Here is a 26,792-nt window from a genome sequence, read left to right on the forward strand (position 1 = left end):
GGCTACTTGTCACCCCGAGAGTTCGGGGCGCAAGCAGCCTAATGAAGGTGTTTTATGGTTGTCTCAAATCGCTATGTCAGTCTAAAAATTCAACGGCTTTTTTGTTTGTGTATTTATTTGCTCTGTTCACTTCGCTGGTTTTTTAATTTCTCAATAAGTTCTTCCTGGTCTTGTTCAACATCCGTTGTTGCAGGAATAAAAGGGCTTTCGTTGTAATCCATCCGTTTCCCATACCGCAGCATCTCGTAAATAATCATGCCGTTATTGGGCATGCCTCCTTGCATTTTCATGGGCACTACATCAAACAGCAGGTAAAAAATAGCATAGAAAACAAATCGATCCCAAAAAGTCATGAAGGACTGAAGGACGCCATTGGCAAGGAGCGCATTGAGTGCCAATGCCAGCACAAATGTCATGAAGATAGGGCTTCCATATAAAATGATATAAGCGAACTTGTTGTCCCTCTTCAATGAATCGTAGGAAAACCAACTATACAATTGATAGTACTTGCGCACATCCAGTATCCCGATTTTAAAAACACGCGGCCCAGAGCCGATTGTCAGCCTTGGATTCTTCGCCCCTACAACGCCGCTGGCAACTAAATACCCCGACTCCCTTATGAGAATCGTCAGTGGCAGTATAATAAAAGCGGAAATAACAAGTGAAACGAAATCGGAAAAACCGAACATCGAATTCTCCTTTCTGTCTTAATCAAAAGCAAAAAGTATAAAAATAGGATTATTATGCAAAATAAAAACACCAAAAAGAAGCTTGCACTCTTTTGGCGTTATTCCAGCTCAATCGTCTGGCTCACTCAACCGAATTATTGAAATAGGAGACAATCAAGTATTGGAAAAAGGGCGGCATTCCAGCATGAATACCAGTCTTGCCCTATGATGAAGCAGAATCAATTCCATGGGTTTATGATAGCCATTGATTCAGGCAATGTCAAAATATCCAACACCTTGTTTAAAGGAATAATATAGGAAGCCGATCACTGCATATTTTATAGACCACAGGATAGTGAAAGCTTTGCTCAATTCACAATAAAATGTAAAATTGATTTAATAATAACAAAATAATGATTGATATTTTTCCTGAAAGGGTACTTAAGTAGTGGGGTATACAAAAAATAACAGGAAAGTAGGGAGGTAAAATGACTGAATTGCATTTGACACCTGTCCCTCCAGCCAAGAAGAAAGAGCCTCAAACGCCGAAAGGGAAGAAGCGGCTATCCAAAGTGCTCTTGTCATTTGCGCTAGTGTCATCCGCAGCAGCGGCAGGCCCTGTCATGTCACCCAGTGCAGCTACTGAAGTGGCCAGTTATTATATTGTCCAAAAAGGCGATACTTACTACAGCATCGCGAAAAAGTATGGCTTGGTGGTTGAACAGCTAATGGCGGCAAACTTCACCACAAGCACGAAAATCATCGTCGGTCAAAAAATTGCCATCCCGCATAAAACCCAACCATGGTCTGGAAATCAAGAAGACCTGAATGCAAGAAACTATCGGGTGGTCAAAGGGGATACTTTGTATTCCATCTCCAAACGAACAGGGGTATCGATCGACAGCATCAAGAGAATGAACAATTTGACATCAGACCTGATCATGATCGGGCAAGTCTTGACGCTGTATCCCGATGTTGGAGTGATTCACCGGACTTCGGCAACATACTATGTGAAGTCTGGCGATACAAAATACACGTTGCGCAATAAATTCGGCAACACCATCACTTTGCCCAGCGGAGAATTACAAGTGCTCCAGCCACTTAAAATCACCGGGAAAGTACTCGAAATCACCACCGAAGAACCTTTTGGGCTGGCAGATGGCCGCGTCATCGAAGTGAAAGTCGGCAATGATTATTACGCGATCAACCTTTACCAAGGAAACGAGCCAATCCAGCATTTGGCGGATCGCAATGACCTTAGGCTGACATTTACGGTAGTGCGTGTGGACGAGCGCTATGAGATGGTTTCGTATGCGGTGCAAGAGCTGGATTAGAAATGGAGTAGGTGTTTGGACGGCTAGCGAAAAAATCACCCCGACCTAATTGTCGGGGTGATTTTGTAGTGACGTATTGAATTTCAAGCTTGCTGAAATTCCTGCCCGTCAAAAGGCGGCATTCCCGTTTTCTCGCATACGAGGATTTCCCGCAGGAACAGCGATTTTTTCGCGATGCAGCGGTCGGTTATCGTAAATCCTGCTTGCTCTATCATATGGTCGATCGGGTCGATGGTGACGACGAGCAGTTTATCGGTGACTGGAAAGGCATGTCTAAGGATTTCCTGTTGTTCGTCAGGCGTGGCGTGTGTGTACAAATTATAAGGCATATCAATGATGGCGACGTCGTATTGCTCTGTGATGTCCGCAATTGCGCCCAAATCGACCGATCCAGACAAGCCGAAATGCGCGATGTTTTCCCGCGAGCCATCGACCACGAGCTGATTGATATCCCGGCCGACGATGTCAATCCCCATCGATAAGGCTTCGACCAGCACTGTCCCGATGCCGCAACAAGGGTCTATCGCCTTGATTCCTTTTGGATCCGGCACGGCAATATTAGCGATGGCACGAGCGGTTTTCGAGCTGAGCGCAGTGGAATATTCACGCGGTTTTTGCCGGTGTTTGAACCAGACCGACTCACTCAATCGGTAAATGCCAAAATGCCAACGGCCGTTAAATGGAATCAGCCCGAATATGATATCGGGATTATGGACATCCGCTTTTCCTCTAATGACAAAGCCGATTTGACGCTCCATTTCCCGTTTCTCCCCAAACTCCATTTGCTCGGCTGCATCCAAGCCGTTGATTTTAGGGAAGATCACTTTGAATGTGGAATTTTCCATGTCCAATTCCGCAGCCTGTTTCACAATATCCGCAAATTCTGTCCCTTCAAACAATAGCTCGATCCGCTCCTTGATGAAAGGGCTTCTGCCAGGGTCGACAGAGCGACTGCTTTTAATGACTTTTCCGCCAGTGTCCTTCCCGAAAAACGTGCGCATTTCCAATTGGCATAAATCCTTTTCATCTTGATGATATGCATATGTGTATACAAATCCGCCTATTGGCGTTAATGGTTTCAATTCATCCCGTCCTTCTTGATGCATTTCGTTTTGTTAAGTATACCAATAATTAGAGACCAATCAGTTTTTGTGAATTAAAAAAAGGAGGCTTCTCGGATTGAAAAGTGAAGCCAGGAATTAAAAAACCTCGCCGCCAAAAAAAGACGGTGAGGTTTTTGGTTTGCAGCCATTAAGAACGAGGCTGCTCAACTATTAAGTAAAGATCTTCCCAGGATTCAATAGATTGTCCGGGTCGAGCATCTGCTTCATGTTTTTGAAAAGAGCCAATGCTTCGCCATGCTCGCTTTCCTGGAATTTTTGCTTGCCGAGGCCGACGCCGTGTTCGCCTGTGCAACTGCCGCCAAGTTCAATGGCACGGAATGCCAGCTGGTCGTTGATTCCGAAAGCCAATTGTTTTTGTTCTATAGATTCAGGGTCGTAAACGATGCATGTATGGAAATTGCCATCGCCGATATGGCCGAGCAGGCCGCCTTCCAATCCGCTCGCTTCAATCAATTCGCGGCCCTGTTCCAGAAGGTCCGGCAATTTGGAAATCGGCACGCAGACATCTCCGCCCGTGACAGAAACGCCCGGTTGGTGGCGGTAGGCATAGGCCATTTCATGGCGCGCTTTCCAAATGTTGGCGCGTTCTTCGGCATCGGCCGCAACATGCCAATTCTGCGCTCCTAAATCCTGCATGAGCTCCTCCGCGAGACGGGCATCTTCTATAGCAGACTGCGTAAGTCCCGCAAATTCAAAGAACAGCGAATGCTTTTCAGGGAGCCCATAGCCGCCGTATTCATTGACCTTTTTGATGCTCGGGGCATCGACGAACTCCATGCGTTGCACCGGGATGCCCATCAACAGGACGCTGTTCGCCGCTTCAGCACATTCGCGCGGCGTTTCGAAGGTGCACGAGGCAGCTATGGTATGTTCCGGGATGGCGTGCAACTTCAATGTGATTTCGGTGATGATGCCGAGCGTTCCTTCTGAGCCGACGAACAGCCCGCCGACTGAATAGCCGGAAGAGCTTTTCTTCGCTTTCGTGCCGGTATGGATGATGCTGCCGTTTGCCAGCACGACTTCCATGTCCAGAATTTGGTCACGCATGACGCCGTATCGGACGGCGGTTGTTCCGCTCGCGTTGGTCGCTGCCATGCCGCCGATCGATGCATCCGCACCAGGGTCAATCGGAAACTGCAGGCCCTGCCGGTTAATGCGCTGGTTCAAGGCGAGACGTGTAAGGCCGGGCTGGACGGTTGCAAGCAAGTCTTCGGGTGCAAAATGAAGCACTTGATTCATCCGTTCGAAATTAAGCGAAATGCCTTTTCGGATCGGGATGGCGGACCCTTCGAGGCCAGAGCCGGCACCGAAAGCCGTGACCGGAATTTGGTGGTCTTTCGCAATCAACAACACCGCCTGGACATCTTCTGTACTTTCAGGAAAACACACTAGGTCGGGTTCGACTGAAGGGTGGTCGGATTCATCGTGGCTATGGCGATAGCGTTCGCCTTCACTTGTGGACAATTGGCCGGGATTCAAACGGCCTGATAAGATTTTGATCCAATCGCTAGTCGTTTCAATGGACATTCGAACATCTCCTTTTCTATTTATGCAAGAGTATACATAGCGCTTTTCCCGCGTGATGGAACTGTAACTTAAAAGTATAGGTTCTTCAACGGGAAAAAGATGTGTCTAAAATATGAATTTATTCTGAAATTTATGTTTACAAATAAAAATGAGTATTCTATACTTTCTGTATACAGTATACACTATGTAAATTTTGGATGGGAAGGGAGGAATCATGAGAAAAATCGTCAAGCAGCCGACGCTGGCTGAACAGGCATACGAATCCATCAAGAAAATGATCATCACCGGTGAGTTGAAGCCGGGGGAAGAATTGCCGGAAGAAAAGCTCGCAGCAGAGCTCGGCATTAGCCGAACCCCTTTACGGGAGGCGCTGAAAAGACTCGCTGTTGATGCGCTTATCGAGTTGAGGAAAACGAAACCGGCGCTCGTCGCCAGATTTACCCACCAGGACGTCAAGGAAATCATGGAGCTCAGGAGATTGCTTGAGATTTACGGGATTGAAGGGTTGTCGAAAGCAGATCAACAGCATGTCTTAAAGGAATTGCGTTATGCCCACGAACGCCAGTGGGAAGCGATTCAAGCGCATGACTTTGCGGAATTCATGGATTGGGATCAATGGTTCCACGACCAGTTTTACGAACACCATCCGAACAAGCGCTTGCGTGAATTAATCCATGCGGTGAACACCGGAGGCAGCCGGGCATTTTTGCTGTTATCCAAAAAAGTATTCGACAGTGCCGTGATTGCCCACCAGGAGCACGGGGCCATCATTGAAGCATTGGAGCAAGGGGATTTAGAGAAGACGAAAAAATACTTAGCCGTCCACCTCGAAAATATCGAGGACAGGCTGCTGAAATACATTTCACAGGAGGACCTATGAAAAAACTTACAGGACTAATTTTACTTATGCTCGTATTGATCCTTGCCGCTTGCGGACGGCCGGACAGCGGCGGTTCGTCAGGCGAAGAAGGCGGAGACGGCGAAACCTATACGATCCGACTCGCGCACTTGGTGCCGGAGGAGCAGTCATCCCACGTAGCGGCAGTCGATTTTAAAGAAAAACTGGAATCGGAATCCGACGGGCGCATTACAGTGGAACTGTATCCGAACGGACAGCTATATGGCTCTGACCGCGAAGCGATCGAAGCGGTGCAGCTCGGCAATATTGAAATGACCATTCCGGCGGTAGCTGCGATGGCGTCATTCAACGAGAAGTTCCAGGTATTCGATTTGCCGTTCTTATTCAATAACAATGAAGCGGCTTACGAAGCGCTCGACGGGGAACTTGGCCAGGAATTGATGGCTGATTTGGAAAGCAATGGCTTGAAAGGGCTGGTCTTCGGGGAAAACGGCTTCCGCCACGTTTCCAATAACGAAGGGCCGATTGAAAAACCGGAAGATATGGAAGGCTTGAAGATGCGTACACTGGAGAGCCCACTCCATACCGATACATTCAACGCGTTTGGCGCCAACGCTTCACCATTTGCCTTCGGCGAATTGTACACAGCCCTGCAGCAAGGCACTTACGATGCAATGGATTGCCCAATCTCACTTTATTACACGAACAAATTTTATGAAGTACAGGATTACCTGACGTTGACAGGCCATGTCTACGCAGCGACTTCTCTTCTCATGAACGATGATTTCTACAATAGCTTGCCTGAGGACCTTCAGGAATTGTTGATGGAAGCATCTGAAGAGTTCCGTGATCAACAACGGGAACTTGCCCAGCAGCAGGATGCAGAATTCATGGAGCAACTGGAAGCGGAAGGCATGCAAATCAACGACTTGACCGATGAACAGCGCGACGCATTCCGCGAAGCGGCAGCACCGGTTTATGAAAAATATGAAGGCCAGATCGGCGCAGACTTAATCGACCGGGCACTTGAGGCGAATAACTAACTGAGCAATGACAGATGAAAAATCAAGGACGTGGTTCCTTGATTTTTCTTTTTAGAAAGGAAGATTCTGATGATGAAGAAATTCGCGAAAGCAGAAGAAGCATTATTGGTGCTGACGCTTGTTGCGATGGTCGCCTTGATTTTCGGCCAAGTGGTCGGGCGCTATGTATTCTCCAACGCGCCGAGCTGGACGGAAGAAATGGCGCGCTATATCCACATCTTCCAAGTGTGGATTGGCGCAAGTTATGCAGTGAAGCTGCGTGAACATATCCGAGTCGAAGCATTCATAACCCGTTTCCACGGGCTTACGAGAAAAATATTGGAAACGATTTCCTTGCTGATTTGGTTTGCGATGGCGTTATTCCTGGCTTATTTCGGGACCATTCTCGTTATGCAAAGTTTATCCAACGGCCAAGTCACACCAGCCATGCAGTTGCCGATGTGGATTCCGTTCCTGGCGATCCCGATCGGGGGCATCGGCATGTGCATTCGGTTGATTGTGCAATTGCGCCAAATTTGGAAAGGTGATTACGAAATGCATAAAGACGGGGGTGTCCAGGCATGACGATCGCCCTGTTATTCGGAACTTTGTTTGTCTGTTTATTGATCGGCGTGCCGATCGCCATCGCACTTGGCGTGTCCGCGCTGACGGCCATTTATTTCGGCACGACGATGCCGCTTAGCATCATTACGCAAAAAGCGTTTACTTCCCTTGATTCGTTCCCGCTGCTGGCCATTCCGTTCTTCATGCTCGCCGGCGTCTTGATGGGCAAGGGCGGCGTTTCGAAACGCTTGTTGAACCTGGCATCTGCGATGGTCGGCTGGATGACCGGCGGGCTCAGCATGGTGACGATCGTCGCCTGCATGTTTTTCGCGGCGATTTCCGGATCGGGCCCTGCGACGGTTGCAGCAATCGGCGGTTTCATGATTCCCGCGATGGTCGCACGGAAATACAGCGGCGGTTTCGCTTCTGCCATTGCGGCATCTGCCGGCTCGATCGGCGTCATGATTCCGCCAAGCATCCCGTTCGTCTTGTATGGCGTTATCGGAAGCGTCTCTGTCGGCAGCATGTTCTTGGCGGGGATACTCCCTGGGCTTTTGGTCGGTTCTGCATTGATGGTAACGGCTTATTTGATTTCGAAAAAACGCGGCTATAAACCGGAGCCCGGAAAAGACTCGGAGTTTCATGTGAAAGATGTCGGAAAAGCGTTCTGGGACGCCAAATGGGCGCTGCTCATCCCGGTCATTATTCTCGGCGGCATTTACGGCGGGGTGTTCTCCCCGACAGAAGCGGCAGTGGTCGCGGTGGTGTATGCCATCATTATCGGGAAGTTCGTCTATAAGGAACTGAGCTGGAAAGACTTGTATGAAAGTTTCCGTGAAACAATCGTCATCAATGCGACGACGATGATTATCATCGGCTTGTCGGTGTCGTTTGCCTATTTCATGACGATCCAGCAGATACCGGGTGAGATTTCGGATTATTTAACGGCTTTATCGACCAATCCATTCGTTATTCTGCTCGCAATTAATGTATTATTGCTCGTAGTGGGCATGTTTATCGATACGATTTCGGCACTTGTCGTGCTGACGCCGATCCTGCTTCCGATCGTGACAGAAGTGGGCGTGGACCCTGTTCATTTTGGCGTCGTGCTCGTCGCGAACTTGGCGATCGGTTTTGTTACACCGCCACTCGGCGTCAATTTATTTGTCGCCTCGAGTGTTGGGGGCGTCAAGTTCGAGCGAATCGCTTATGCGGTCCTGCCATTCTTATTCACGATGATCGTCTGTTTGCTGGTCATTACATTCATTCCGCAGCTTTCCCTATGGCTGCCGGGTCTTTATGAATAAGAGCTATTTTTAACTTCAGAAAGGTTGTTTTCCTATGAGCATGACAATTAACAAAAGGGCGGAATCGATTGTCTTTTCTGGCATTCGCCAATTCGCCAACCAAATGGTGAATTATCCCGATGCGGTCAATTTGACGGTTGGCCAGCCGGATTTCCCGACGCCGGATGCGGTCAAGCAGGCAGGCATCGATGCCATCCGCAATAACCAAACCAATTACACGCATAACGCAGGCGTCCTCGAACTGCGCAAGGCCATCCAATCTTTTTTCAAGGACAGCTACGGTTTGTCTTACCGGACAGAAGACGAAATCATTGTCACGAATGGCGCGAGTGAAGGCTTGGACTCCGTTTTTCGGACGATTCTGGAAGAAGGCGATGAAGTCATCCTGCCAGCGCCGACTTATTCGGGGTATGGGCCATTAGTGGAACTATGCGGCGGCAAAGTCGTCTACTTGGATACTTCGGACACCGATTTCAAACCGGATCCCGCGGCGCTCGAACGATTGATCAACGAGCGCACCAAGGCGGTACTGATGAACTTCCCATCCAACCCGACAGGCGTCACGATGACGATGGATGAATTGTCCACGTTAAAAGAGGTCTTTGAACGCCACGAATTGTATATCGTGACAGATGAAATTTATAGCGAAAATACATTCGGCGGCGCCCATTGCACATTCGCTTGCTTCGATAGCCTGCGCGACAAGACGGTTCTCATCCACGGTTTGTCGAAATCCCATTCCATGACAGGGTGGCGCATCGGCTATATCCTCGGGCCTGCGAAATTGATGGAGCATGTCTTGAAAGTGCATCAATACAATGCAATTTGCGCATCCGCCCCGGCCCAATACGCCGCAATCGAGGCGTTGACGAACCAACGTCACGTGCCGGCGGAAATGAACAAAGCCTATATTGAGCGCCGTGACTTCGTCTATAAACGCTTGACAGGCATGGGCATTGACGTGATCAAGCCGAACGGGGCTTTCTATATTTTCCCTTCGATTGAAAAATTCGGACTGCCTTCCTATGAGTTTGCCATCCGCCTATTGAAAGAAGGCGGAGTGGCGGCGGTACCGGGCTCGGCTTTTACGGAATACGGCGAAGGGTTCCTGCGCATTTCCTATGCATACAGCATGTCCGTCCTGGAAGAGGGAATGGACCGCTTGGAGAAATTCATATCCACGCTTCATGCGGAATAAGGTAATGGCACCAGCTTCGAACAGCCCGCGGCGGACGAAACGCACGGGCTGTTCGAAGCATTTAGGAACAAAAAACGGATCTTTTTGACTTGACGATAATCGAACACCATAAGTTCAATTTAAAGGAATAGGAAAGGGTTGGTCTACATGGAGCGTTTCTGGGACACACCGGAAAAATTGGAGGATTTGCTTTGCGAGCTGGTCAGCTGGGAAAGTATTTACCTGACACAAGGGGAAGCGGAATTCCCGGTTAAACTAAAAGGTCTATTGGGTGAATTGAATTATTTCAAACAGCATCCGGACCATTTGGAGCTCGGCGAAGTCAATTGGGGACGGACGTTTTTGACGGCGCTCTACAAACACGAAGAGGCGGTGGACACGGTCGTCCTGATCAGCCATTTCGATACAGTATCGACAGAAGATTACGGAGTTTTGCGTCCACTTGCTTCCAATCCGCGGCTGTTGACGCGTGCGCTTCACGACCGGAAGGAAATGCTCACCGAAGAAGCCTTGGCGGATTTGGAATCGGGCAATTATTTGTTCGGCCGCGGCACGATGGATATGAAAGCGGGACTCGCTTTGCACATGGCCTTGCTTGAGAAGGCATCGACGGAACAATGGCCCGTCAATCTGGTGCTGTTGACGGTGCCGGATGAGGAGGTCAATTCCAATGGCATGCGCCATGCCGTACCATTTCTACTGGAACTAGCGGAAACGCATCAACTCGACTATTCCTTGTTCTTGAACGGAGAACCGGTATTTGCCCAGGACCCGAAAGAAAGCGACTTTAAAGTATACAGCGGAAGTATCGGCAAAATCATGCCGAGTGCGTTGTTTTACGGAAAGGAAACCCATGTCGGCGAACCGCTCAGCGGGCTGACTTCGAATTATATGGCTTCGTATCTGACCCAGGAAATGAGTTGGAACCCGAAATTCCGTGAAACCTTGTACGGTGAAACTTCTCCGCTTCCGGTCACGGTCTTGCAGCGCGACGTGAAAATGGAATACTCCGCACAGACGCCGTATCGCGCAGTATCCATGTACAATGTTTTCCTGCTAGAACGCAATGCGGAAGAAACGATGCAGCTGTTTGAAGAAACGGCTCGCGAATCGCTGGCTAAAATGAGCCGCGATTACGTCGAGATGTGCACGCGTGAAGGAATCGAACCGGTCAACGAAGTGAAAGTTTTCCGCTTCGAAGAACTGAAGGAGTATGCACTTGAAAAACTGGGCAAAAAAACGGTTGAACAGATCATGTCGAATGTAACGGAAGATGTCGATCACGACGTACGCGAACAGTCCCACGCCATCACCGATCAATTATTGATTCAATGCCACGAACTGACGCCTGCGGTCATCTTGCTGTTTGCGCCACCCTATTACCCGCCAGTCAATTCAAGCGATTCAGGGCTCGTCCAGAAATGCATTCAGCAAGTGCAGGAAACGGCGCTTGAGCGCTTCGGACTGGAAGTGAAGCAAGGCCATTATTTCAACGGCATTTCCGATTTAAGCTACGTCAATTTTCAGGACCAGAACGAGGGCTGGCAGACTTATGAACAAAATACGCCTGTTTACGGCAGAAGCTACAGCATTCCGTTCGAATCGATGAATAAGCTTAAAGCACCGGTCTTGAATGTCGGGCCGTTCGGGCGTGACGCGCATCAGCGCACGGAACGCTTGAACCGCAAGAGCGCATTTGAGGAACTTCCGGTATTGCTGGAAGATTTGCTGCTGTCCCAGTTCACGCCGGTATTGTCGAATAAACAAGCATAACTGGCGGCGTGCCGGGTAAAGAAGGGCAAAAGGAGCTGATCGGAGTGAACGATGCACAATTTTTCTATTTTGAAGATGATGGTACCATCCCGAATAACCCCGTGCTTCCAGTCGTTTTTTATCCCGCAGCATTCGGCGGGAAGACAGAGCGAATCGAACAGGCTTTCGAGCAGCATGGCTGGGGCAATACGTGGCAAGGCGGCGTATTTGATTTTCATCATTACCATAGCAATACGCACGAAGCGCTTGGTGTGGTGAGCGGGTCAGCCCGCTTGAAACTCGGCGGTGAAACGGGAAAAGAAGTGGAAGTGAAGGCGGGAGACGTCTGCGTGTTGCCGGCTGGGACAGGGCATAAACGTTTGTCGGCAAGCGAGGATTTCCGCATTGTCGGGGCATATCCCGGGGGTGTCGAGTACAATTTGAAGACCGGGGAGCCGGACGAGCGGCCGTATGTCCTGGAGGATATCCAAAATACGCCGCTTCCGAAAGAAGACCCGGTTTACGGCGAACATGGCCCTTTGCTAAACGAATGGAATGTTTGATGCCGTGAAAAAAAGACGAAACGCGAGGTGATGGACCTCGCGTTTCGTCTTTTGCCTATTCAAAGGATTTCACTGGCCGACAAGTGCGGGAGCGAAAAACTCCTTATACAGTTCGTTGAGGATTTTGCTTTCGTCTTCTTTCAAGATGCCAAACACCAAGCTGACTTCGGAAGACCCCTGGTTGATCATCTCGATATTGACGTTGGTGCGCGCAAACGCGGCGGCCGCGCGGGCTGTCAGGCCTTTATTGTTGTTCATGCCTTCGCCAACCAACACGACCATCGAAAAATCATTGCGGATGTGGACATCATCTGCGTGGAGTTCGTTCGTCACCCGATCGATGATGCGCTGTTCTTTTTCCTCATCGAGCTGATGGCTCCTCAAGATGACCGAGAGATTATCGATGCCGGACGGGATGTGTTCATAGGATATTTCTTCTTCTTCCAAAATTTGCAGCAGCTTGCGGCCGAATCCGACTTCGCGGTTCATCAAATACTTGCCGACATATAAAGTGGAAAAGCCGCTGTCTGCGGAAATTCCCGTAACGGGGCGCGGGGAGCCTGCACGTTCCGCGACGATCATCGTGCCCGGTGCTGACGGATTGTTGGTATTGCGGATGCACAGCGGCACCGATGCCCGGTAGGCAGGCATCAAAGCTTCATCGTGAAGGACGGCAAATCCAGCATAGGACAGCTCGCGCATTTCACGGTAAGTCATTTGCTCGATTTCCACCGGGTTGTCGACGACTTGGGGGTTGGCGGCAAAGACGCAGTCGACATCCGTAAAGTTCTCATACAGCTCGGCCTTGACGGCAGCTGCAAGGATGGATCCCGTTATATCGGAGCCGCCTCGGTCGAATGTCCGGAGCATGCCGGCTTTTGTGTAAGCGAAAAAACCGGGGAAGACGGTAATTGATGGCTTGTCTGCTAAAGCAGCAAGTTGGCTGTAGGATTCCGGCAACGCTTGTGCGCGTTCTGGTGGATCGTTGACGAACAAGCCAGCTGTGTGCGGATTGACGTATTCCGCCTGCATTCCGATGGACGTGAAATAAGCCGCGATCAGTTTCGCTGAATTGTCTTCCCCTGCCGCTTTGATCGAATCGATATACAAATCATGCTGGCCGCTGTCTGCACGCAGGCGGCCTGTGAGATCGGCACGGATGATGTCGATGATGTCCCGGTCGAGCCCGAGTTCATCCGCAATTTCCGTGTAACGGTCGATGACTGCCTGCAAGGGCTGCTGGATGGATTCGCCCATTAATGCCGCGGACGCGAGACGGATGAGCAGGTCTGTCACTTTTACATCTCCGCCATGGCGTTTGCCTGGAGCTGAGACGACCACAATCCGGCGTGCCGGGTCCGCTTTGATGATGCTTGCGACTTTTCTGATTTGCTGCGCGCTAGCGACTGAAGTTCCACCGAATTTGCATACTTTCATCCTATCAAGTCCCATCTTTTTTAATAGTCTGTGAAAAGGGTTGTTTTCACTAAAATATAATACTATAATGTCTCTATGACAAAAACAGCTGTTTTTTCACAGTGTACACACCATGGGAGGAATCGTCAATGAAAAATGAAATTTCAATCGGATTATTAGGTTTCGGGACAGTAGGGAGCGGCGTGGCAAAGATCATCCAGCAGCACCAGGAAGATCTGCAGCACAAACTCGGCGCAAAAGTCGCGATCCGGAAAGTATTGGTGCGTGATGCCGGGAAAGACCGGATATCGGACCTCGATCCGAATGTCTTCACGACGAATATTGAAGAAATCTTGAATGATTCTTCCCTCGACATAATTGTAGAGGTCATGGGCGGCATCGAAGGCGCCAGATCAGCGATGGAACAGGCGTTGAAATCAGGCAAGCAAGTCGTGACTGCCAATAAAGACGTCATGGCAGAATATGGCCATGATTTATTGAAACTGGCAGATGCTGAAAAATGTGATCTATTCTATGAAGCAAGTGTAGCGGGCGGCATCCCGATCATCCGCACGCTTGAAGATGGGCTCGCTTCCGACCGCATCTCAAGCATGATGGGCATCGTCAATGGAACAACGAACTTCATTTTAACGAAAATGAAGCAGGAAAAGAAAAGCTATGAAGATGCACTCGCTGAAGCGACAGAACTCGGCTTTGCAGAAGCTGACCCGACAGCGGATGTTGGTGGGCTTGATGCAGCGCGCAAAATGGTCATCTTGTCCTCGCTCGCTTATTCGACAGAAGTGAAGTTGGATGATGTCAATATCCGCGGCATGGAGACAATCAAAGATGGCGATGTGGAAATGGGCGAGAGCTTGGGCTATACGATGAAAATGGTCGGGTCTTCGACAAAAGATGAAGACGGCATCGATGTATCGGTTGAACCGATTTTCCTGGCGAACAGCCACCCTTTGGCTTCGGTCAATAATGAATTTAACGCGGTTTACATCTACGGCGATGCAGTCGGGGAAACGATGCTTTATGGGCCAGGTGCGGGATCGCTGCCGACAGCGACATCGGTCGTATCCGATATCATCGCAGCGTGCAGGAACTTGCTCCTCGGCGTGAACGGGAAACGTGAACACGCCGCACAGCATGAACGCGTCATCAAGCCGGCGGATAAAAGCTGCTCGAAATATTTCCACCGTTTGCTGGTGGATGATGTCGTCGGCGTATTGTCCAAAGTGAGCGCCATCTACAGCAAACACGGCGCGAGCATCCAATCGATCGTACAGAATCCAGGAACAAATGAGACCGAAGGAAAAGCGGAGCTCATTTTAAAAACACATGAAATTTCCCGCCAGCAGCATTTGGATGTATTGAAAGAACTGGAAGGAATGGCAAGTCTCATCAGCCATTACCGCATTGAAGGGGAGGATGCAGCATGAGATGGCCTGGACTGATCGAACAATACAAAGAGTGGCTGCCGGTGACGGAAGCTACACCTCAATTGACTTTGCAAGAAGGAAATACGCCGCTGATCCACCTCGAGAAACTGTCTGCTGATTGGGGCATCGAGGTCTACGCCAAAATCGAAGGTGCCAACCCGACCGGTTCTTTTAAAGACCGCGGCATGGTCATGGCAGTCGCCAAGGCGAAAGAAGAAGGCAAGAGCGTCCTTGTTTGTGCCTCCACAGGAAACACATCGGCTTCTGCTGCTGCGTACGGCGCAAGAGCAGGCATGCGGACGATTGTCGTCATTCCGGAAGGCCGCATCGCGCTTGGCAAGCTGGCGCAGGCAAAAATGTACGGCGCGGAAATTTTGGAGATTAAAGGAAATTTTGACGAAGCGCTGGAAATGGTCCGTGAAATCGGCAAATCGCCAGGCATCGCGCTTGTCAACTCCGTCAACCCATATCGCCTCGAGGGCCAGAAGACAATCGCTTTTGAAGTGATCGAGCAGCTCGGGAAAGTGCCGGACCTGTTTGCGCTTCCTGTCGGCAATGCCGGCAATATTTCGGCCGCTTGGAAAGGCTTTACGGAATACGCAGAGCGCACAGGCGAAAAACGCCCTGAACTGCTAGGCGTCCAGGCGGAAGGCGCTTCGCCGATCGTCCAGAACAAAGTAGTGGAACAGCCTGAAACGGTCGCAACGGCAATCCGTATCGGCAACCCGGCGAGCTGGCAGTTGGCTCTTAATGCACTCGATGAATCGAAAGGAACGATTCTTGCGAGAAGCGATGATAAAATCCTCGAAGCTTACCAGCTGCTCGCCAAGACAGAAGGCGTTTTCGCGGAACCGGCATCCTGCGCATCGATTGCGGGCCTCAAAAAACAAGTCGAAGACGGCCACATCAAAAAAGGTTCGACTGTCGTCTGTGTATTGACAGGAAATGGGCTGAAAGACCCGGCGACTGCCATCGAAGTGAGCAAACAAGATGGCATGCTCGAAGCGGCAAACATGGAACAGTTTTGGGAGGAGTTAAAAAAGGAGGTCAAAGTATGAGCGGTAAAGAGTTTTCGATAGCCGTACCTGCATCCACTGCCAACTTAGGCCCAGGATTCGATTCCATTGGCCTAGCCCTGGACCTCCATTTGAATATTCACGTGTCGCCTGCCGATTCGTGGCAGCTTGACTATAAAACGCCGGAATACGCCCATTTGTCGGGTGTCGAAAACAATTTGATCTTGCAGGCGGCTGAACGCACAGCTGCCGCTTACGGCAAAGATCTGCCGGCAGCCAAATTGGAAATCGATACCGATATCCCGCTTGGGCGGGGGCTCGGCAGCAGTGCTTCAGCCATTGCAGCAGGCATTGAATTGGCCAATCGTTTGCTTGGCCTGCGCATGTCGGACCAGGAAAAAGTGCAAATCGGCACGGAGATGGAAGGCCATCCGGATAATATCTCTGCATCTCTGCTCGGGGGCCTGACGATTTCCTATTTCGATGAAGAGCAAATCGAGACCGTCCATGTCGAACAAGTCGATATCGGGGTCGTACTATTGATCCCCCAGGAGATTTTCCTGACAGAAGAGTCGAGAAGCTTATTGCCAGAACGGCTTCAGCACAGTGATAGTGTGCGCGGGAGTGCCGCGGCAAATGTGCTTTCTGCAGCGATGGTGCGCGGCGATTGGGAAAAAGCCGGCAAGCTCATGAGCAAAGATACGTTCCATCAGCCGTATCGCCAAAATCGCTTCCCGGATTTCAAGGAAATCGGAGAAGCGTGCCGCAAGCTCGATGCCTATGGATATGCGATCAGCGGAGCGGGTCCGTCCCTTTTTATCCCGGTCCGCGCTGGAGAAGAACAGCGCATTGCCGCATCTCTCGGCCAGCTATTTCCGCATTATGAAAGTTTAGCGATGAAACCGGCTACTTACGGGACCAAATCATACGAAACAGTGGCATAAAAAAGCTCCGGATCAGCTGATCCGGAGCTTTTTCTGTGTATTCTTCAAAGTTTGATGGAAATGTATTTGGTTTCAAGGAATGCATCGAGGCCTTCCTGTCCGCCTTCACGGCCGATGCCGCTTTCTTTCATTCCGCCGAACGGGGCTTGTGCCGTCGAAGGCAGGCCGTCATTCCAGCCGACGATGCCGTATTCAAGATTTTCGGCGATAAACGTGCCGCGGGACATGCTTTCAGTGAAAAAGTACGAAGCCAGGCCGAAACGTGTGTCGTTAGCGAGCTTGACTGCTTCCTCGTCGGTTTTAAAGCTCATGATCGGCGCAACCGGACCGAAAGTTTCTTCGTTCATGACGAGCATATCTTCTGAAGCGTCAACGAGAACCGTCGGGTTATAGAAATAAGCGTCGTCTTTCGATTGGCCATCCCCACCGACCAGTACTTTTGCGCCTTTATCGACGGCGTCTTTAACGTGGCGCTCTACTTTTTCATAACCGTCTTTGTCGACGAGCGGCCCGATGTCCACACCGTCTTCAAGGCCATTGCCGACTTTCAATTGGCCGGCTGCCTGCTTAAGCTTGTCGGAAAATTCATCGACAATTCCTTCTTGTACATAAATACGGTTTCCGCATACGCAAGTCTGCCCGGCGTTGCGGAATTTGGAGGCCATGACGCCTTCGACCGCTTTGTCGATATCTGCATCGTCGAGAACGATAATAGGCGCATGCCCGCCAAGTTCCAACGACAGATTCAACATTGTCTCGGCGCCTTGTTTCATCAATTCTTTGCCGATTTCGGTCGAACCGGTGAAGGTCAATTTACGGACGGAGGGGTGGCTTGTAAACACTTTGCCGATTTGTGAGGCGCTGCCGGTCACCAAGTTGATAACGCCTTTCGGGAACCCGGCTTCTTCCGCGAGTTCAAATATACGGACCGCTGTGAGCGGCGTCATCTTCGCCGGTTTCGAAACAAAGGTGCAGCCGGCTGCAAGGGCAGGCGCCATTTTCCGTGCCATCATGGCCGCAGGGAAGTTCCAAGGCGTAATGGATGCGACCACACCGACCGGCTGCTTGTTGATTTGGATCCGTTTGCCGTCTTTGCTCGCAGGAATGGTCCGGCCATACACCCGTTTGCCTTCTTCCGCGAACCAGGAAATGAACGATGCGGAATATTCCACTTCACCGATCGCTTCTTTCAGCGGCTTGCCCATTTCTTTTGTCAGGATTTCCCCGACTTCTTCTTTATGTTCCAATAGGAGGTCGTGCCATTTCATCAATAATTCTGCGCGTTCATAAGCCGTCGTTTTCGACCAGGAAGGGAATGCCGCAGCGGCAGCTTCCACCGCTTCAGTCGCTTCCGCTTCTCCGCCATTGGGTACCGTACCGACTTGTTCGCCGGTTGCCGGGTTCGTGACATTAATTGACTCGTTGCCTTTATCCGTCCAGTCGCCATTTATATAATGTTTGCCGTTCATTCAAACTCCTCCTTAAATTATGCTTCTTCTAGTCAATACCTCACCTGGAAAATGTCTAAACTTGCGGGGATTGATGCAAGTTGGGATCCGCGGTTTGAAAATCCTCGAAAATAATTAAGCCATGACGCAAAAAAATCACCGTTTACAGAATACGCAATATATCGCCATTGGTTGCGCTTACATATATATAAACAATTATTTAATTTAAAGTTATTTCAAAATAGTCTATAAATTATATTTCCGAACTCGAAATTCTGTGCTACTATTGCTTAAAACTATTAAGCTTCTCGAAAAACTTGTTTTCGGATAATATTTTGAAGCTGAGGAAGGAATGAACAACAATGCCCCAAATGTTAGCCCTAGCCATTATGGCTTTCATCCTGTTTATCGGAGAACTGATCTCCATCCGCACCAAAGCTTGGATTCCGTCGATTTTCGTCAGTGGGGTATTGTTCTTGATCGGGTATTGGACATTCTTCCCGGAAGATATCGTGACCATCGGCGGAATCCCGCCAGTCGTCGCCACTTTATTGATCTATTTACTGATCACGAATATGGGGACCTTATTGTCGCTGGACGAACTGAAAAAGCAATGGCGCACGATTTTGATTGCCTTGTCTGGCATCTTGGGCATTGTCGTCTTCTTGCTGGCAATCGGCACATTGCTGTTTGATTTCCAGACGGTCATTGTGGCCATCCCGCCTCTAGTCGGTGGGTTGGTGTCGGCATTGATCATGTCGGAAGGGGCGACAGCCGCAGGGCTTCCGACGCTCGCCGTGTTCGCCATCGTCATTTATGTCATCCAGGGGTTTGCGGGCTATCCGCTGACTTCTGTCATGTTGAAAAGGGAAGGCCGCAATTTGCTGCAGAAATACCGCAATAATGAGTTGACGGATTACACGCCTTTGGCAGCAGGAACGGCTGAAGAAAAAGTCCAGGACGAAAAACCGAAGTTGTTTGCGGCATTGCCGGAGAAATACAATACCGATTTCTTCAAATTCTTCCGGCTTGCTCTGGTCGGTTATGCTGCGTATCTGACTTCAACATTGGCTGCGCCGATTGTGGAAATCAGCCCGTATGTATTGTGTTTATTGTTCGGGGTATTCGCGCGTTCAATCGGGTTTTTGGAGCGCCACCCGCTGCAAAAGGCGAACGGCTTCGGCTTTGCGATTATGGCTTTGCTGCTGTTCATCTTCGACGGCTTGAAAACGGCGACGCCTCAAATGATGCTGGAAATTCTCTATCCGTTGATTGGGTGCATCATTATCGGGCTTGTCGGCATGTACATCTTTTCGTTCATCATCGGAAAAATCCTCAAAGTCAGCAAAGAAATGGCATTCGCCTGTTCGTTGACGGCGTTATACGGATTTCCGGCGGATTACATCATCACGGTTGAAGTGATCAACGCATTGACCCAGGATGAAAAAGAACGCGAAATGCTGACAAGCCGCATGCTTCCGCCGATGCTCGTCGCTGGATTCATTACGGTTACCATCGTCTCGGTTATCTTGGCAGGAATCTTTGTCGGTTTCCTGTAAACAATATTAGGGGGTTTTGCAGTGATTCTTGAAGCGATCAAAAAAGAAATAGCAAATCATGCCGGGGAATTGATTGATATCCGGAGAAAATTGCATAGCGAACCAGAGTTGTCTTGGGAAGAGCATCAGACGACGCACTACGTCTTTACCTATTTAACTGAACTCGGCATCCAATGCCGCAAAACTGAGCCGACTGGCGTCATCGGCGAGCTGGCCGGCGCAAAGCCTGGGAAGACGGTGGCGCTGCGGGCAGATATGGACGCCCTGTCTGTCGAAGAGCTGACTACGGATTTGCCGTACCGTTCCAAAGAACAAGGAAAAATGCATGCATGTGGACATGATGCCCATACGGCGATGCTATTGATCGCCGCAAAAGCGCTCGTATCGGTCAAAGACCAGCTTGAAGGGACGGTCAGGTTCTTGTTCCAACCGGCAGAAGAAGTGGCGACCGGAGCACGGGAAATGGTCAAGCAAGGCGCAATGGAAGGCGTCGATAACGTTTTCGGCATGCATATCTGGTCTCAGAGCCCGACCGGGAAAGTATCCTGTACTGCCGGCCCATCATTCGCATCTGCCGATATTTTCAATATCCGCTTTACGGGGCAGGGCGGGCATGGTGCCATGCCGCAAGCATGCATCGATGCATCGGTCATGGCTTCTGCGTTTGTCATGAATGCACAGTCGATTGTTTCGAGAACGATTGATCCGAAGCAGCCTGCAGTCGTTACCGTCGGCAAGATGACGGTCGGCACACGCTTCAACGTCATTGCGGAAAATGCCCTTATCGAAGGGACTGTGCGTTGTTTTGACCCGGAAGTGCGCGACCATATTGAAAAGCAGCTCGAAGTATACGCCAGAAATACGGCTGAGCTATACGGGGGAACGGTTGAGCTGGAATACATCCGCGGCACGCAGGCAGTCATCAATGAAGCGGAAAGTTCACAATTGGCCCAGGCTGTTGCAGCGGAAGCCTTTGGGAAAGACGCCCTTTACGCCGAAGAGCCGACAATGGGTGGGGAAGATTTCTCGTTCTTTTTGGACGAAGCCCCAGGTTGTTTTGCATTGGTCGGGGCGGGGAATCCAGAGAAAGACACGGAATGGGCGCACCATCACGGCCGGTTCAATATCGATGAAGATGCGCTTTCAACCGGTGCAGAATTGTATGCGCAATACGCTTACGCTTATTTGAATAAAAACCAATCGAAATGATGGAGGGACTTATGGGAAATAGCACATTATACGAAGATTTGCTCAAAGGATACGATAAACAACTGGACCATTCGGGAGTGAGTGGAGACCGCCTAGCAAAACGCTTGTATGCCTTATCGGAAATCGGCTATACCGAACCGGGCGGAATCAAACGGCCGGGGTTATCCAATGAAGAAAAACAAGCCAAGCAATTGGTCATGTCCTGGATGGAAGAGGCTGGCCTAAAAGTAAGGGAAGACGGAGCCGGAAATGTTTTCGGCTCTTTACCGGGGCGGTCGGATGGCCCGGCCATCGCATCGGGATCTCATGTCGACAGCGTGCCGAATGGCGGCAACTTTGATGGCCCGCTCGGCGTCCTTTCTGCGCTCGAAGTGGTTGAAGCTTGGAAGTCAGCCGGTTTTGTTCCTGAAAAACCCTATGAAGTGGTGATTTTCACTGACGAGGAAGGTTCAAGATTCAATAGCGGCCTGACCGGAAGCCGTGCGATGACTGGCGATATCACCGAAGCGGAGATGAAGCAGTTGCGGGATTATAACGGGGAAGGCTTGGAGCAAGTTCTTGACTCCTACGGCAGTTCGCTGGATGCGTTCCGCAAGTCGGTCCGGGATTTATCTGAACTGGAATTGTTCGCAGAAGTGCATATCGAGCAAGGCAAGAAGCTGGAACAGGAAAATCAGCCGGTCGGCATCGTCAGCGGAATTGCCGGTCCTGCCTGGATGGAAGTGCGTTTTTCAGGACAGGCAGGCCATGCCGGCAATACACCGATGATCGGCAGGACGGATAGTTTGGTCGCAGCCGGTGAATTCGTCAGCCGCTTGCCCGAGCTTCCCCCAGCGATCAGCGAGACGGCCGTGGCAACGGTCGGAAAGCTGGATGTATCGCCAAATGGCATCAATGTCATCCCCGAGCAAGTCGTGTTGCATGTGGATGCGCGCGACATTCACAAAGAACCGCGGGATCAGCTCGTCGAGCGCATCAGAAACTTGGCGGAAGAAGTAGCTGACAAGCACCGGGTCACTGTCTCGCTCCAGCAAAATACGAGCATCACCCCAGTGCCGATCGTGGAGGAACTGCAGCAGGAAATTTCGGGGATACTGGAAGAGCAGGGAATCGAACCGGTGCGGATTCCAAGCGGTGCAGGCCATGACGCTATGATTGTCGGGCGCCATATTCCTGTTGCGATGCTGTTTGTCCGCAGCAAAGACGGCATCAGCCACAATCCCAAAGAATGGTCGTCCTTATCGGATTGCGTTCATGGAGTTCACGCTTTGAAAGCGTTCATTGAATCGAGAATGGCAAAAGCATAAACCGTTTTATCGGAAGACAGAGGAAATGCCTCTGTCTTTTTTTAATGCAAAAGAAATTGAAATATATGGATGTAAAGATACTTATTATGGAATTATCAGGTTAAATTGATATAGAGTGTATATTTAGCGGTAAATCGGGTATATAAAAAAGTAAGAAATGATATTATAACTTGCGCGGAGGTGATGAACGTGAAAGCAGTTGAGAATAACGCTTCCAATGGTGCACGCCCGTTTTCTGAAGAGAAGATCTTGAAAGAGTGCCGCCATTATTTTTCATCGGAAACTGCTCGAACAGCAGAAATCGCTGAAAGATTCATGGAATATTTTATTAGGAATGCTTCATCGGAAGGCGTGCTTTTCAAGACTATTAAAGAAATCACGCATGAGTTGAATATTTCTCACCAAACCTTGACCAAAGTTTTGAAACGGCTAGAGCAAGAAGAAATTATCTATAGAAGAAACGGCATCATCGGTCTATGGCAGGAATAAATTCAATGCACTGAAAATCATCGCAGCAAAGGCTGGCGGATATTCCGCTAGTCTTTTTCTTGTGGCTGCTTCTATTTATTATAGGTATAAAAGACTGGGTATAAAAATGTGTGTATTAATGATTTAATGAATACATAATACTACTTTATTTGCGGATAAATAATAACGGTTGTTTTAATATAGTCTATTTACTTATATTTTTTAAGAATATTTATGGAAATCCGCTTAAAAGTATAGAACGAACCAAAAAAGTGTGATATAAAGGTACTAGAATAATCTGAATTTTTAGATAGGAAGTTCGATAATGCCTTAGCAAGGAGGATGGGAAATGGGGAAACAACTAATCGGGAGACGGCTGTTAGCATGCATCAGCAGGAATTTTGTACTGGTAGCCGGGACAACTGTATCAACGGTCTTTGCGGTATGGCTCGTGTCGGTTTTTATTTACGAACCTGAATATATGGCGACAAGCCAAGTGTTTGTCGAACCGCTATCATCCGAGACGATTCATGGGGAGGCTTTAGCCACATCCGATGATCAAACTTTGGAAGCCTACCAAGTTTTGGCGAAAAGCCCTGCTGTGTTATCCCAGGTGCTGGAAAGTACAGGGAGCGCCTATTCGATGGCCGAGCTTCATCACCGTATAGCGATCGACCGTCCGGAAAATTCCCAAGTCCTTAATATCGTTGTCTCGGCTGGGGATAAAAATGAAGCTGCCAAAATAGCGAACGCCATAGCCTTCAGCCTGCAAGAAGAAGTGAAACATCTGCTGAAAGTGGACAATGTGAGCATCATTTTGAAAGCAGGCACATCAAATAATAATGCGCTTGAAGAGAATAACAGCTTGAGCATCCTGTTATCGTTAGCAGCGCTTGCAGGCCTGGTGGCAGGAATCCTGCTGAGCCTGACATTCGAGTTATTCCGTTTTGTTAAACGATATGCTCAATTCGGGAGAAGGAAGAACGCACATTTACAAACCGTCTTCAAATAAGCGGTAGTTAAAGCAGGGGTGAGAGTATGTACAAGCTGGTTTCCATCCAAGAGCATATCAAATGGCAGGAAATACTTGATGCCTTAGATATACAGGATATTTACTACACGACGCAATACTTTCTGAGTGCCCTTAAACTGGATCCTGGAGAAGCTTACCTCTTTTATTTTCGATGCGCGGACGGGGAAGTGGCATATCCTTTCATCAAAAGAAAAGTGAATGAAGGAATGCCGCAGTATTACGACATTGCGACACCGTTTGGCTATGGTGGGCCGGTGCTGAACATACGCTCCGACAGCGCATCGCTAGTAGCCAATTTCAGAAAGGAATTCACCGATTTCTGTGAAAAGGAACAGATCGTCGCCGAGGTCATCCGCTTTCATCCTTCGCGGGGAAATGCAGAGTTCTTTAAAAACTATATACAATTATTGCCCTTATACGAAACTTATTCGATTGATTTGAAGAAGTGGCAAAAACCTTTTAGGCTAGATAAATCGACTTCACCTAAAGTGGAGATTCGAAAGTTAGGGACCGTCCGCCATATGTTCGAATTTCTAGTACTTTATTACTCGAATGCGCGAAGACGGGAAGAGGCCGATAGTTACTATTTTTTCACCAATGACTATTTTGAAGCCTTAGTCAGCACGCTCGGCCCGAACCTCCATTTGTTCGGCGCATATATAGAGGAAAAATTAGTATCTGCCTGCTATGTCCTGGCAATGGGCAAAACCATTCATTTCCATTTAGAAGGTAATTTGCCGACGGGGAAAAAGCACCAGGCGGACCGTGAATTATTGGCTAAAGTAGCTGAATGGGGTTTGGATAATTATTATGAAGAGTTCCATTTGGGAGGAAGCTTGGACAGTGAACTGGGGGATGCGAAACAGGCGATTGCGAATATGCCGCCATCCACTTTCTTTATCGGCAAATATATCCATAAACAAAAGATATACGACCAATTCATTTCTTTGGACGATGAAGACATCATCCGGCGCTACCGCAATATCTGAACCGTGTTCAGCAAATACAGGGAGGTATAATTAATGAGATATACGCAATATAAAGGGGTAGTGGAACGGGAATATAAGAAATCGCTGCGAAAAATCATGTATGAATTATGCGTGGTGGAAGGATTGGATTCCGTAAATGGGGCGCTGCGCCTCGGCGTTGCAAAAACCATCTTCGAATACTGGCGCAATTTCTACCGATACGATGATCACCAGCGTCTATTCGACCAGAAAGTACAGGAGCTTGACAAAATGCATTTTCTTTACGTAAATGAAGGGAAGAAGCAAATTCCCCAACAACCATTGAAGCATGCTGATGAATCCAGTTTGGATGGTTTTAAGGAACAAGTGGAAAAACTGGGGGCTTATTACCGCCAAGTGCATGCCGAAAGCGAGGGATTGGCTGTGGAAGCTTCCAATTTGCCCTTGATTGAATTTGTCGAAGACTTGATACAGCGATATGAGACAGGCGAGTTGTTTGAGGAAACCAAGAAAATTTCACAGAACGCCAAAAAGGGGTAGTTATTGAGCAATGGAACCATTCACCAAGAAAGCGATCGAGGTCATGAAAAGCATACCGGAAGGAAGAGTGATGTCTTACGGGCAAGTTGCCCGGGCAGCTGGAAGCCCTCGCTCTGCCCGACAAGTCGCAAGAATCCTTCACAGCATGAGTGAAACACAAGACATTCCGTGGCACAGAATCGTGAATGCGAAAGGTGAAATCGCCATAAAGGACGGAGAAGGGAGATTCACCCAAAAGTTGCTGCTGGAAGAAGAGGGTCTTTGTTTTGTGGAAGGTGGAAAAGTATCATTAAGCCGCTATCAGCACTTCCCGGATCTGTAAGCAAGAAAATGTAAGTTTATCATACGCCTCATAAAGGGTATAAACCTGCATCGACTAATTTTTGTTGCAGAAATGGGGAATTATAGTGGCTACAGAAAACAAACCGGTTATTGGAATTACAGCCCGTGTGGAAGAGGATCAAATGTATTCGTTGGATCCTGTCTACGCAAAAGCTATTTTACAGGCAGGTGGATTGCCTTTAATCGTGCCGATTGTAGATGAAGAAGACATTCCGCTTCTTTGCGAACGGTTGGATGGATTGATCGTGACTGGCGGCGGGGATATCAACCCGACCATTTATGGGGAAGAGCCCCATGTCCGTTTAGGCGCTGTCTATCCAGGCAGTGATGTATATGAAGAAGAACTTATCTTGAATTTCCTGAAACTGGACAAACCCTTTATAGGGATGTGCCGTGGAATGCAAATGTTTAACGTGGCCTTCGGTGGAACCGTTTATCAAGATCTGGAAGCTCAATATGAAGGCACACTTTACCAGCATAAACAAATGGCTATGCGGACACACCGTACGCATTCCGTGAAATTAGAAGAGGACAGCTTGCTTTATGAAATCATGAAAGAAAAAGAGTTCCACGTGAACTCTTTCCATCACCAGGGCGTCAAAGATGTGGCGGAAGGCCTGGAAGTAGCCGCCCGTGCGGCAGATGGGCTTGTTGAAGCATTGCAAAGCCCAAATCATCAATTCGCGATGGGCATCCAATGGCATCCCGAAGAATTTGCATTGCAAGGTGATGAAGCTTCCTGCAACATCTTCTCGTACTTCGTTAAAGAATGCCTGATCGATAAAAAACAGAATCAATAAGAAAAGACGCTGGGGCTGCCTCGGCGTCTTTTCTATGTAAGCATTAATAAACCCGCTCTCCATAATGGAAGGGCGGGTTTATTATGCATTTATTGATTTATACTTTTGGATTGACGGACCAAGGCTCAGGCACGCGGGCTTTAGCGGCGAACTGGTCTTGGACGGACCAAGGCTCAGGCACGCGAGCTTTAGCAGCGAACTGGTCTTCAACGGACCAAGGTTCAGGCACGCGAGCTTTAGCGGCGAACTGGTCTTGGACGGACCAAGGCTCAGGCACGCGGGCTTTAGCGGCGAACTGGTCTTGGACGGACCAAGGTTCAGGCACACGAGCTTTAGCGGCGAACTGGTCTTGGACGGACCAAGGTTCAGGCACGCG

26 protein-coding genes are annotated in these 26,792 nt (G+C 49.2%); 20 read left to right on the plus strand and 6 right to left on the minus strand.

What is annotated here, in order from left to right:
• Positions 1 to 113: 113 nt before the first annotated feature.
• Positions 114 to 689 (minus strand): hypothetical protein, encoded by a 576-nt coding sequence (locus tag AB9R92_RS14240; RefSeq protein WP_370670118.1) that lies wholly within the window; start codon positions 687 to 689, stop codon positions 114 to 116.
• A gap of 467 nt (positions 690 to 1,156) precedes the next feature.
• Here AB9R92_RS14240 and AB9R92_RS14245 point away from each other — a divergent pair, with 467 nt between their 5' ends.
• Positions 1,157 to 2,002 carry a LysM peptidoglycan-binding domain-containing protein gene (locus tag AB9R92_RS14245; RefSeq protein ID WP_370670119.1) on the plus strand — a complete coding sequence of 282 codons (846 nt, stop codon included), beginning with the start codon at positions 1,157 to 1,159 and terminating at the stop codon, positions 2,000 to 2,002.
• An 83-nt stretch (positions 2,003 to 2,085) separates the two neighbouring features.
• Here the strand turns inward: AB9R92_RS14245 and AB9R92_RS14250 are convergent, their stop codons facing one another.
• Positions 2,086 to 3,084: a TRM11 family SAM-dependent methyltransferase gene (locus AB9R92_RS14250; RefSeq protein WP_370670120.1), complete on the minus strand. Its 999-nt coding sequence runs from the start codon at positions 3,082 to 3,084 to the stop codon at positions 2,086 to 2,088.
• Between the two features lie 192 nt (positions 3,085 to 3,276).
• The gene (locus tag AB9R92_RS14255; RefSeq protein WP_370670121.1) at positions 3,277 to 4,653 is read right to left on the minus strand and encodes an FAD-binding oxidoreductase; all 1,377 of its coding nucleotides are present in this window, start codon (positions 4,651 to 4,653) and stop codon (positions 3,277 to 3,279) included.
• A 214-nt stretch (positions 4,654 to 4,867) separates the two neighbouring features.
• Between AB9R92_RS14255 and AB9R92_RS14260 the strand changes: the two genes are divergently transcribed.
• From AB9R92_RS14260 to AB9R92_RS14290, 7 genes are all read left to right on the plus strand, one after another.
• A complete protein-coding gene (locus AB9R92_RS14260; protein ID WP_370670122.1) occupies positions 4,868 to 5,533 on the plus strand; it encodes a GntR family transcriptional regulator in 666 nt (221 codons plus the stop codon).
• Positions 5,530 to 6,555 carry a TRAP transporter substrate-binding protein gene (locus AB9R92_RS14265; protein ID WP_370670123.1) on the plus strand — a complete coding sequence of 342 codons (1,026 nt, stop codon included), beginning with the start codon at positions 5,530 to 5,532 and terminating at the stop codon, positions 6,553 to 6,555. Before AB9R92_RS14260 ends, AB9R92_RS14265 begins: the two co-directional genes overlap by 4 nt.
• 69 nt (positions 6,556 to 6,624) lie before the next feature.
• Positions 6,625 to 7,119, plus strand: a complete 495-nt coding sequence (locus AB9R92_RS14270) for a TRAP transporter small permease (protein WP_370670124.1) — start codon at positions 6,625 to 6,627, stop codon at positions 7,117 to 7,119.
• Positions 7,116 to 8,405: a TRAP transporter large permease gene (locus AB9R92_RS14275; RefSeq protein ID WP_370670125.1), complete on the plus strand. Its 1,290-nt coding sequence runs from the start codon at positions 7,116 to 7,118 to the stop codon at positions 8,403 to 8,405. Before AB9R92_RS14270 ends, AB9R92_RS14275 begins: the two co-directional genes overlap by 4 nt.
• Positions 8,406 to 8,439: 34 nt before the next feature.
• A complete protein-coding gene (locus AB9R92_RS14280; RefSeq protein WP_370670126.1) occupies positions 8,440 to 9,603 on the plus strand; it encodes an aminotransferase class I/II-fold pyridoxal phosphate-dependent enzyme in 1,164 nt (387 codons plus the stop codon).
• A gap of 147 nt (positions 9,604 to 9,750) precedes the next feature.
• On the plus strand, positions 9,751 to 11,376 hold the full coding sequence (locus tag AB9R92_RS14285; protein WP_370670127.1) for a M20/M25/M40 family metallo-hydrolase: 1,626 nt from the start codon (positions 9,751 to 9,753) through the stop codon (positions 11,374 to 11,376).
• A 44-nt stretch (positions 11,377 to 11,420) separates the two neighbouring features.
• A complete protein-coding gene (locus tag AB9R92_RS14290; protein ID WP_370670128.1) occupies positions 11,421 to 11,918 on the plus strand; it encodes a cupin domain-containing protein in 498 nt (165 codons plus the stop codon).
• Between the two features lie 69 nt (positions 11,919 to 11,987).
• On the opposite strand, the gene AB9R92_RS14295 is transcribed toward AB9R92_RS14290, so the two are convergent.
• Positions 11,988 to 13,355, minus strand: a complete 1,368-nt coding sequence (locus AB9R92_RS14295) for an aspartate kinase (RefSeq protein ID WP_370670129.1) — start codon at positions 13,353 to 13,355, stop codon at positions 11,988 to 11,990.
• Between the two features lie 128 nt (positions 13,356 to 13,483).
• On the opposite strand from AB9R92_RS14295, the gene AB9R92_RS14300 reads away from it, so the two are divergent.
• The 3 genes from AB9R92_RS14300 to thrB are packed head-to-tail and all read left to right on the plus strand — an operon-like array spanning position 13,484 to position 16,742.
• Complete coding sequence (locus AB9R92_RS14300) at positions 13,484 to 14,782, plus strand: homoserine dehydrogenase (protein WP_370670130.1); 1,299 nt, start codon at positions 13,484 to 13,486, stop codon at positions 14,780 to 14,782.
• Positions 14,779 to 15,840 carry a threonine synthase gene (thrC, locus tag AB9R92_RS14305; RefSeq protein WP_370670131.1) on the plus strand — a complete coding sequence of 354 codons (1,062 nt, stop codon included), beginning with the start codon at positions 14,779 to 14,781 and terminating at the stop codon, positions 15,838 to 15,840. The genes AB9R92_RS14300 and thrC overlap by 4 nt, the downstream gene beginning before the upstream one ends.
• On the plus strand, positions 15,837 to 16,742 hold the full coding sequence (thrB, locus tag AB9R92_RS14310; RefSeq protein WP_370670132.1) for a homoserine kinase: 906 nt from the start codon (positions 15,837 to 15,839) through the stop codon (positions 16,740 to 16,742). Before thrC ends, thrB begins: the two co-directional genes overlap by 4 nt.
• A 44-nt stretch (positions 16,743 to 16,786) precedes the next feature.
• On the opposite strand, the gene AB9R92_RS14315 is transcribed toward thrB, so the two are convergent.
• The gene (locus tag AB9R92_RS14315; RefSeq protein WP_370670133.1) at positions 16,787 to 18,211 is read right to left on the minus strand and encodes an NAD-dependent succinate-semialdehyde dehydrogenase; all 1,425 of its coding nucleotides are present in this window, start codon (positions 18,209 to 18,211) and stop codon (positions 16,787 to 16,789) included.
• A 341-nt stretch (positions 18,212 to 18,552) separates the two neighbouring features.
• Between AB9R92_RS14315 and AB9R92_RS14320 the strand changes: the two genes are divergently transcribed.
• The 9 genes from AB9R92_RS14320 to AB9R92_RS14360 all read left to right on the plus strand — a co-directional run bounded on the left by AB9R92_RS14320 (position 18,553) and on the right by AB9R92_RS14360 (position 26,416).
• Positions 18,553 to 19,749 carry a hypothetical protein gene (locus tag AB9R92_RS14320; protein ID WP_370670134.1) on the plus strand — a complete coding sequence of 399 codons (1,197 nt, stop codon included), beginning with the start codon at positions 18,553 to 18,555 and terminating at the stop codon, positions 19,747 to 19,749.
• Positions 19,750 to 19,770: 21 nt separating this feature from the next.
• Positions 19,771 to 20,958, plus strand: coding sequence for an amidohydrolase (locus tag AB9R92_RS14325; RefSeq protein WP_370670135.1), 1,188 nt, complete (start codon positions 19,771 to 19,773; stop codon positions 20,956 to 20,958).
• Positions 20,959 to 20,969: 11 nt separating this feature from the next.
• Positions 20,970 to 22,265, plus strand: coding sequence for a M20 family metallo-hydrolase (locus AB9R92_RS14330; RefSeq protein ID WP_370670136.1), 1,296 nt, complete (start codon positions 20,970 to 20,972; stop codon positions 22,263 to 22,265).
• 183 nt (positions 22,266 to 22,448) lie between these two features.
• Entirely contained in the window at positions 22,449 to 22,754 is a 306-nt protein-coding gene (locus tag AB9R92_RS14335; protein ID WP_370670137.1) for a MarR family transcriptional regulator, read from the plus strand.
• A gap of 328 nt (positions 22,755 to 23,082) precedes the next feature.
• Positions 23,083 to 23,745: a YveK family protein gene (locus AB9R92_RS14340; RefSeq protein WP_370670138.1), complete on the plus strand. Its 663-nt coding sequence runs from the start codon at positions 23,083 to 23,085 to the stop codon at positions 23,743 to 23,745.
• 26 nt (positions 23,746 to 23,771) lie between these two features.
• Positions 23,772 to 24,755, plus strand: coding sequence for a GNAT family N-acetyltransferase (locus tag AB9R92_RS14345; RefSeq protein WP_370670139.1), 984 nt, complete (start codon positions 23,772 to 23,774; stop codon positions 24,753 to 24,755).
• A gap of 33 nt (positions 24,756 to 24,788) precedes the next feature.
• Positions 24,789 to 25,274: a hypothetical protein gene (locus AB9R92_RS14350; RefSeq protein ID WP_370670140.1), complete on the plus strand. Its 486-nt coding sequence runs from the start codon at positions 24,789 to 24,791 to the stop codon at positions 25,272 to 25,274.
• A 10-nt stretch (positions 25,275 to 25,284) separates the two neighbouring features.
• A complete protein-coding gene (locus AB9R92_RS14355) occupies positions 25,285 to 25,596 on the plus strand; it encodes an MGMT family protein (RefSeq protein ID WP_370670141.1) in 312 nt (103 codons plus the stop codon).
• Between the two features lie 85 nt (positions 25,597 to 25,681).
• Positions 25,682 to 26,416, plus strand: a complete 735-nt coding sequence (locus tag AB9R92_RS14360) for a gamma-glutamyl-gamma-aminobutyrate hydrolase family protein (RefSeq protein WP_370670142.1) — start codon at positions 25,682 to 25,684, stop codon at positions 26,414 to 26,416.
• Between the two features lie 97 nt (positions 26,417 to 26,513).
• Here the strand turns inward: AB9R92_RS14360 and AB9R92_RS14365 are convergent.
• Positions 26,514 to 26,792: hypothetical protein (locus tag AB9R92_RS14365; RefSeq protein ID WP_370670143.1), on the minus strand; the 279-nt coding region annotated here is incomplete at its 5' end.

This window comes from Planococcus sp. SSTMD024 (assembly GCF_041320495.1).
In the GTDB taxonomy this organism is placed as follows: Bacteria; Bacillota; Bacilli; order Bacillales_A; family Planococcaceae; genus Planococcus.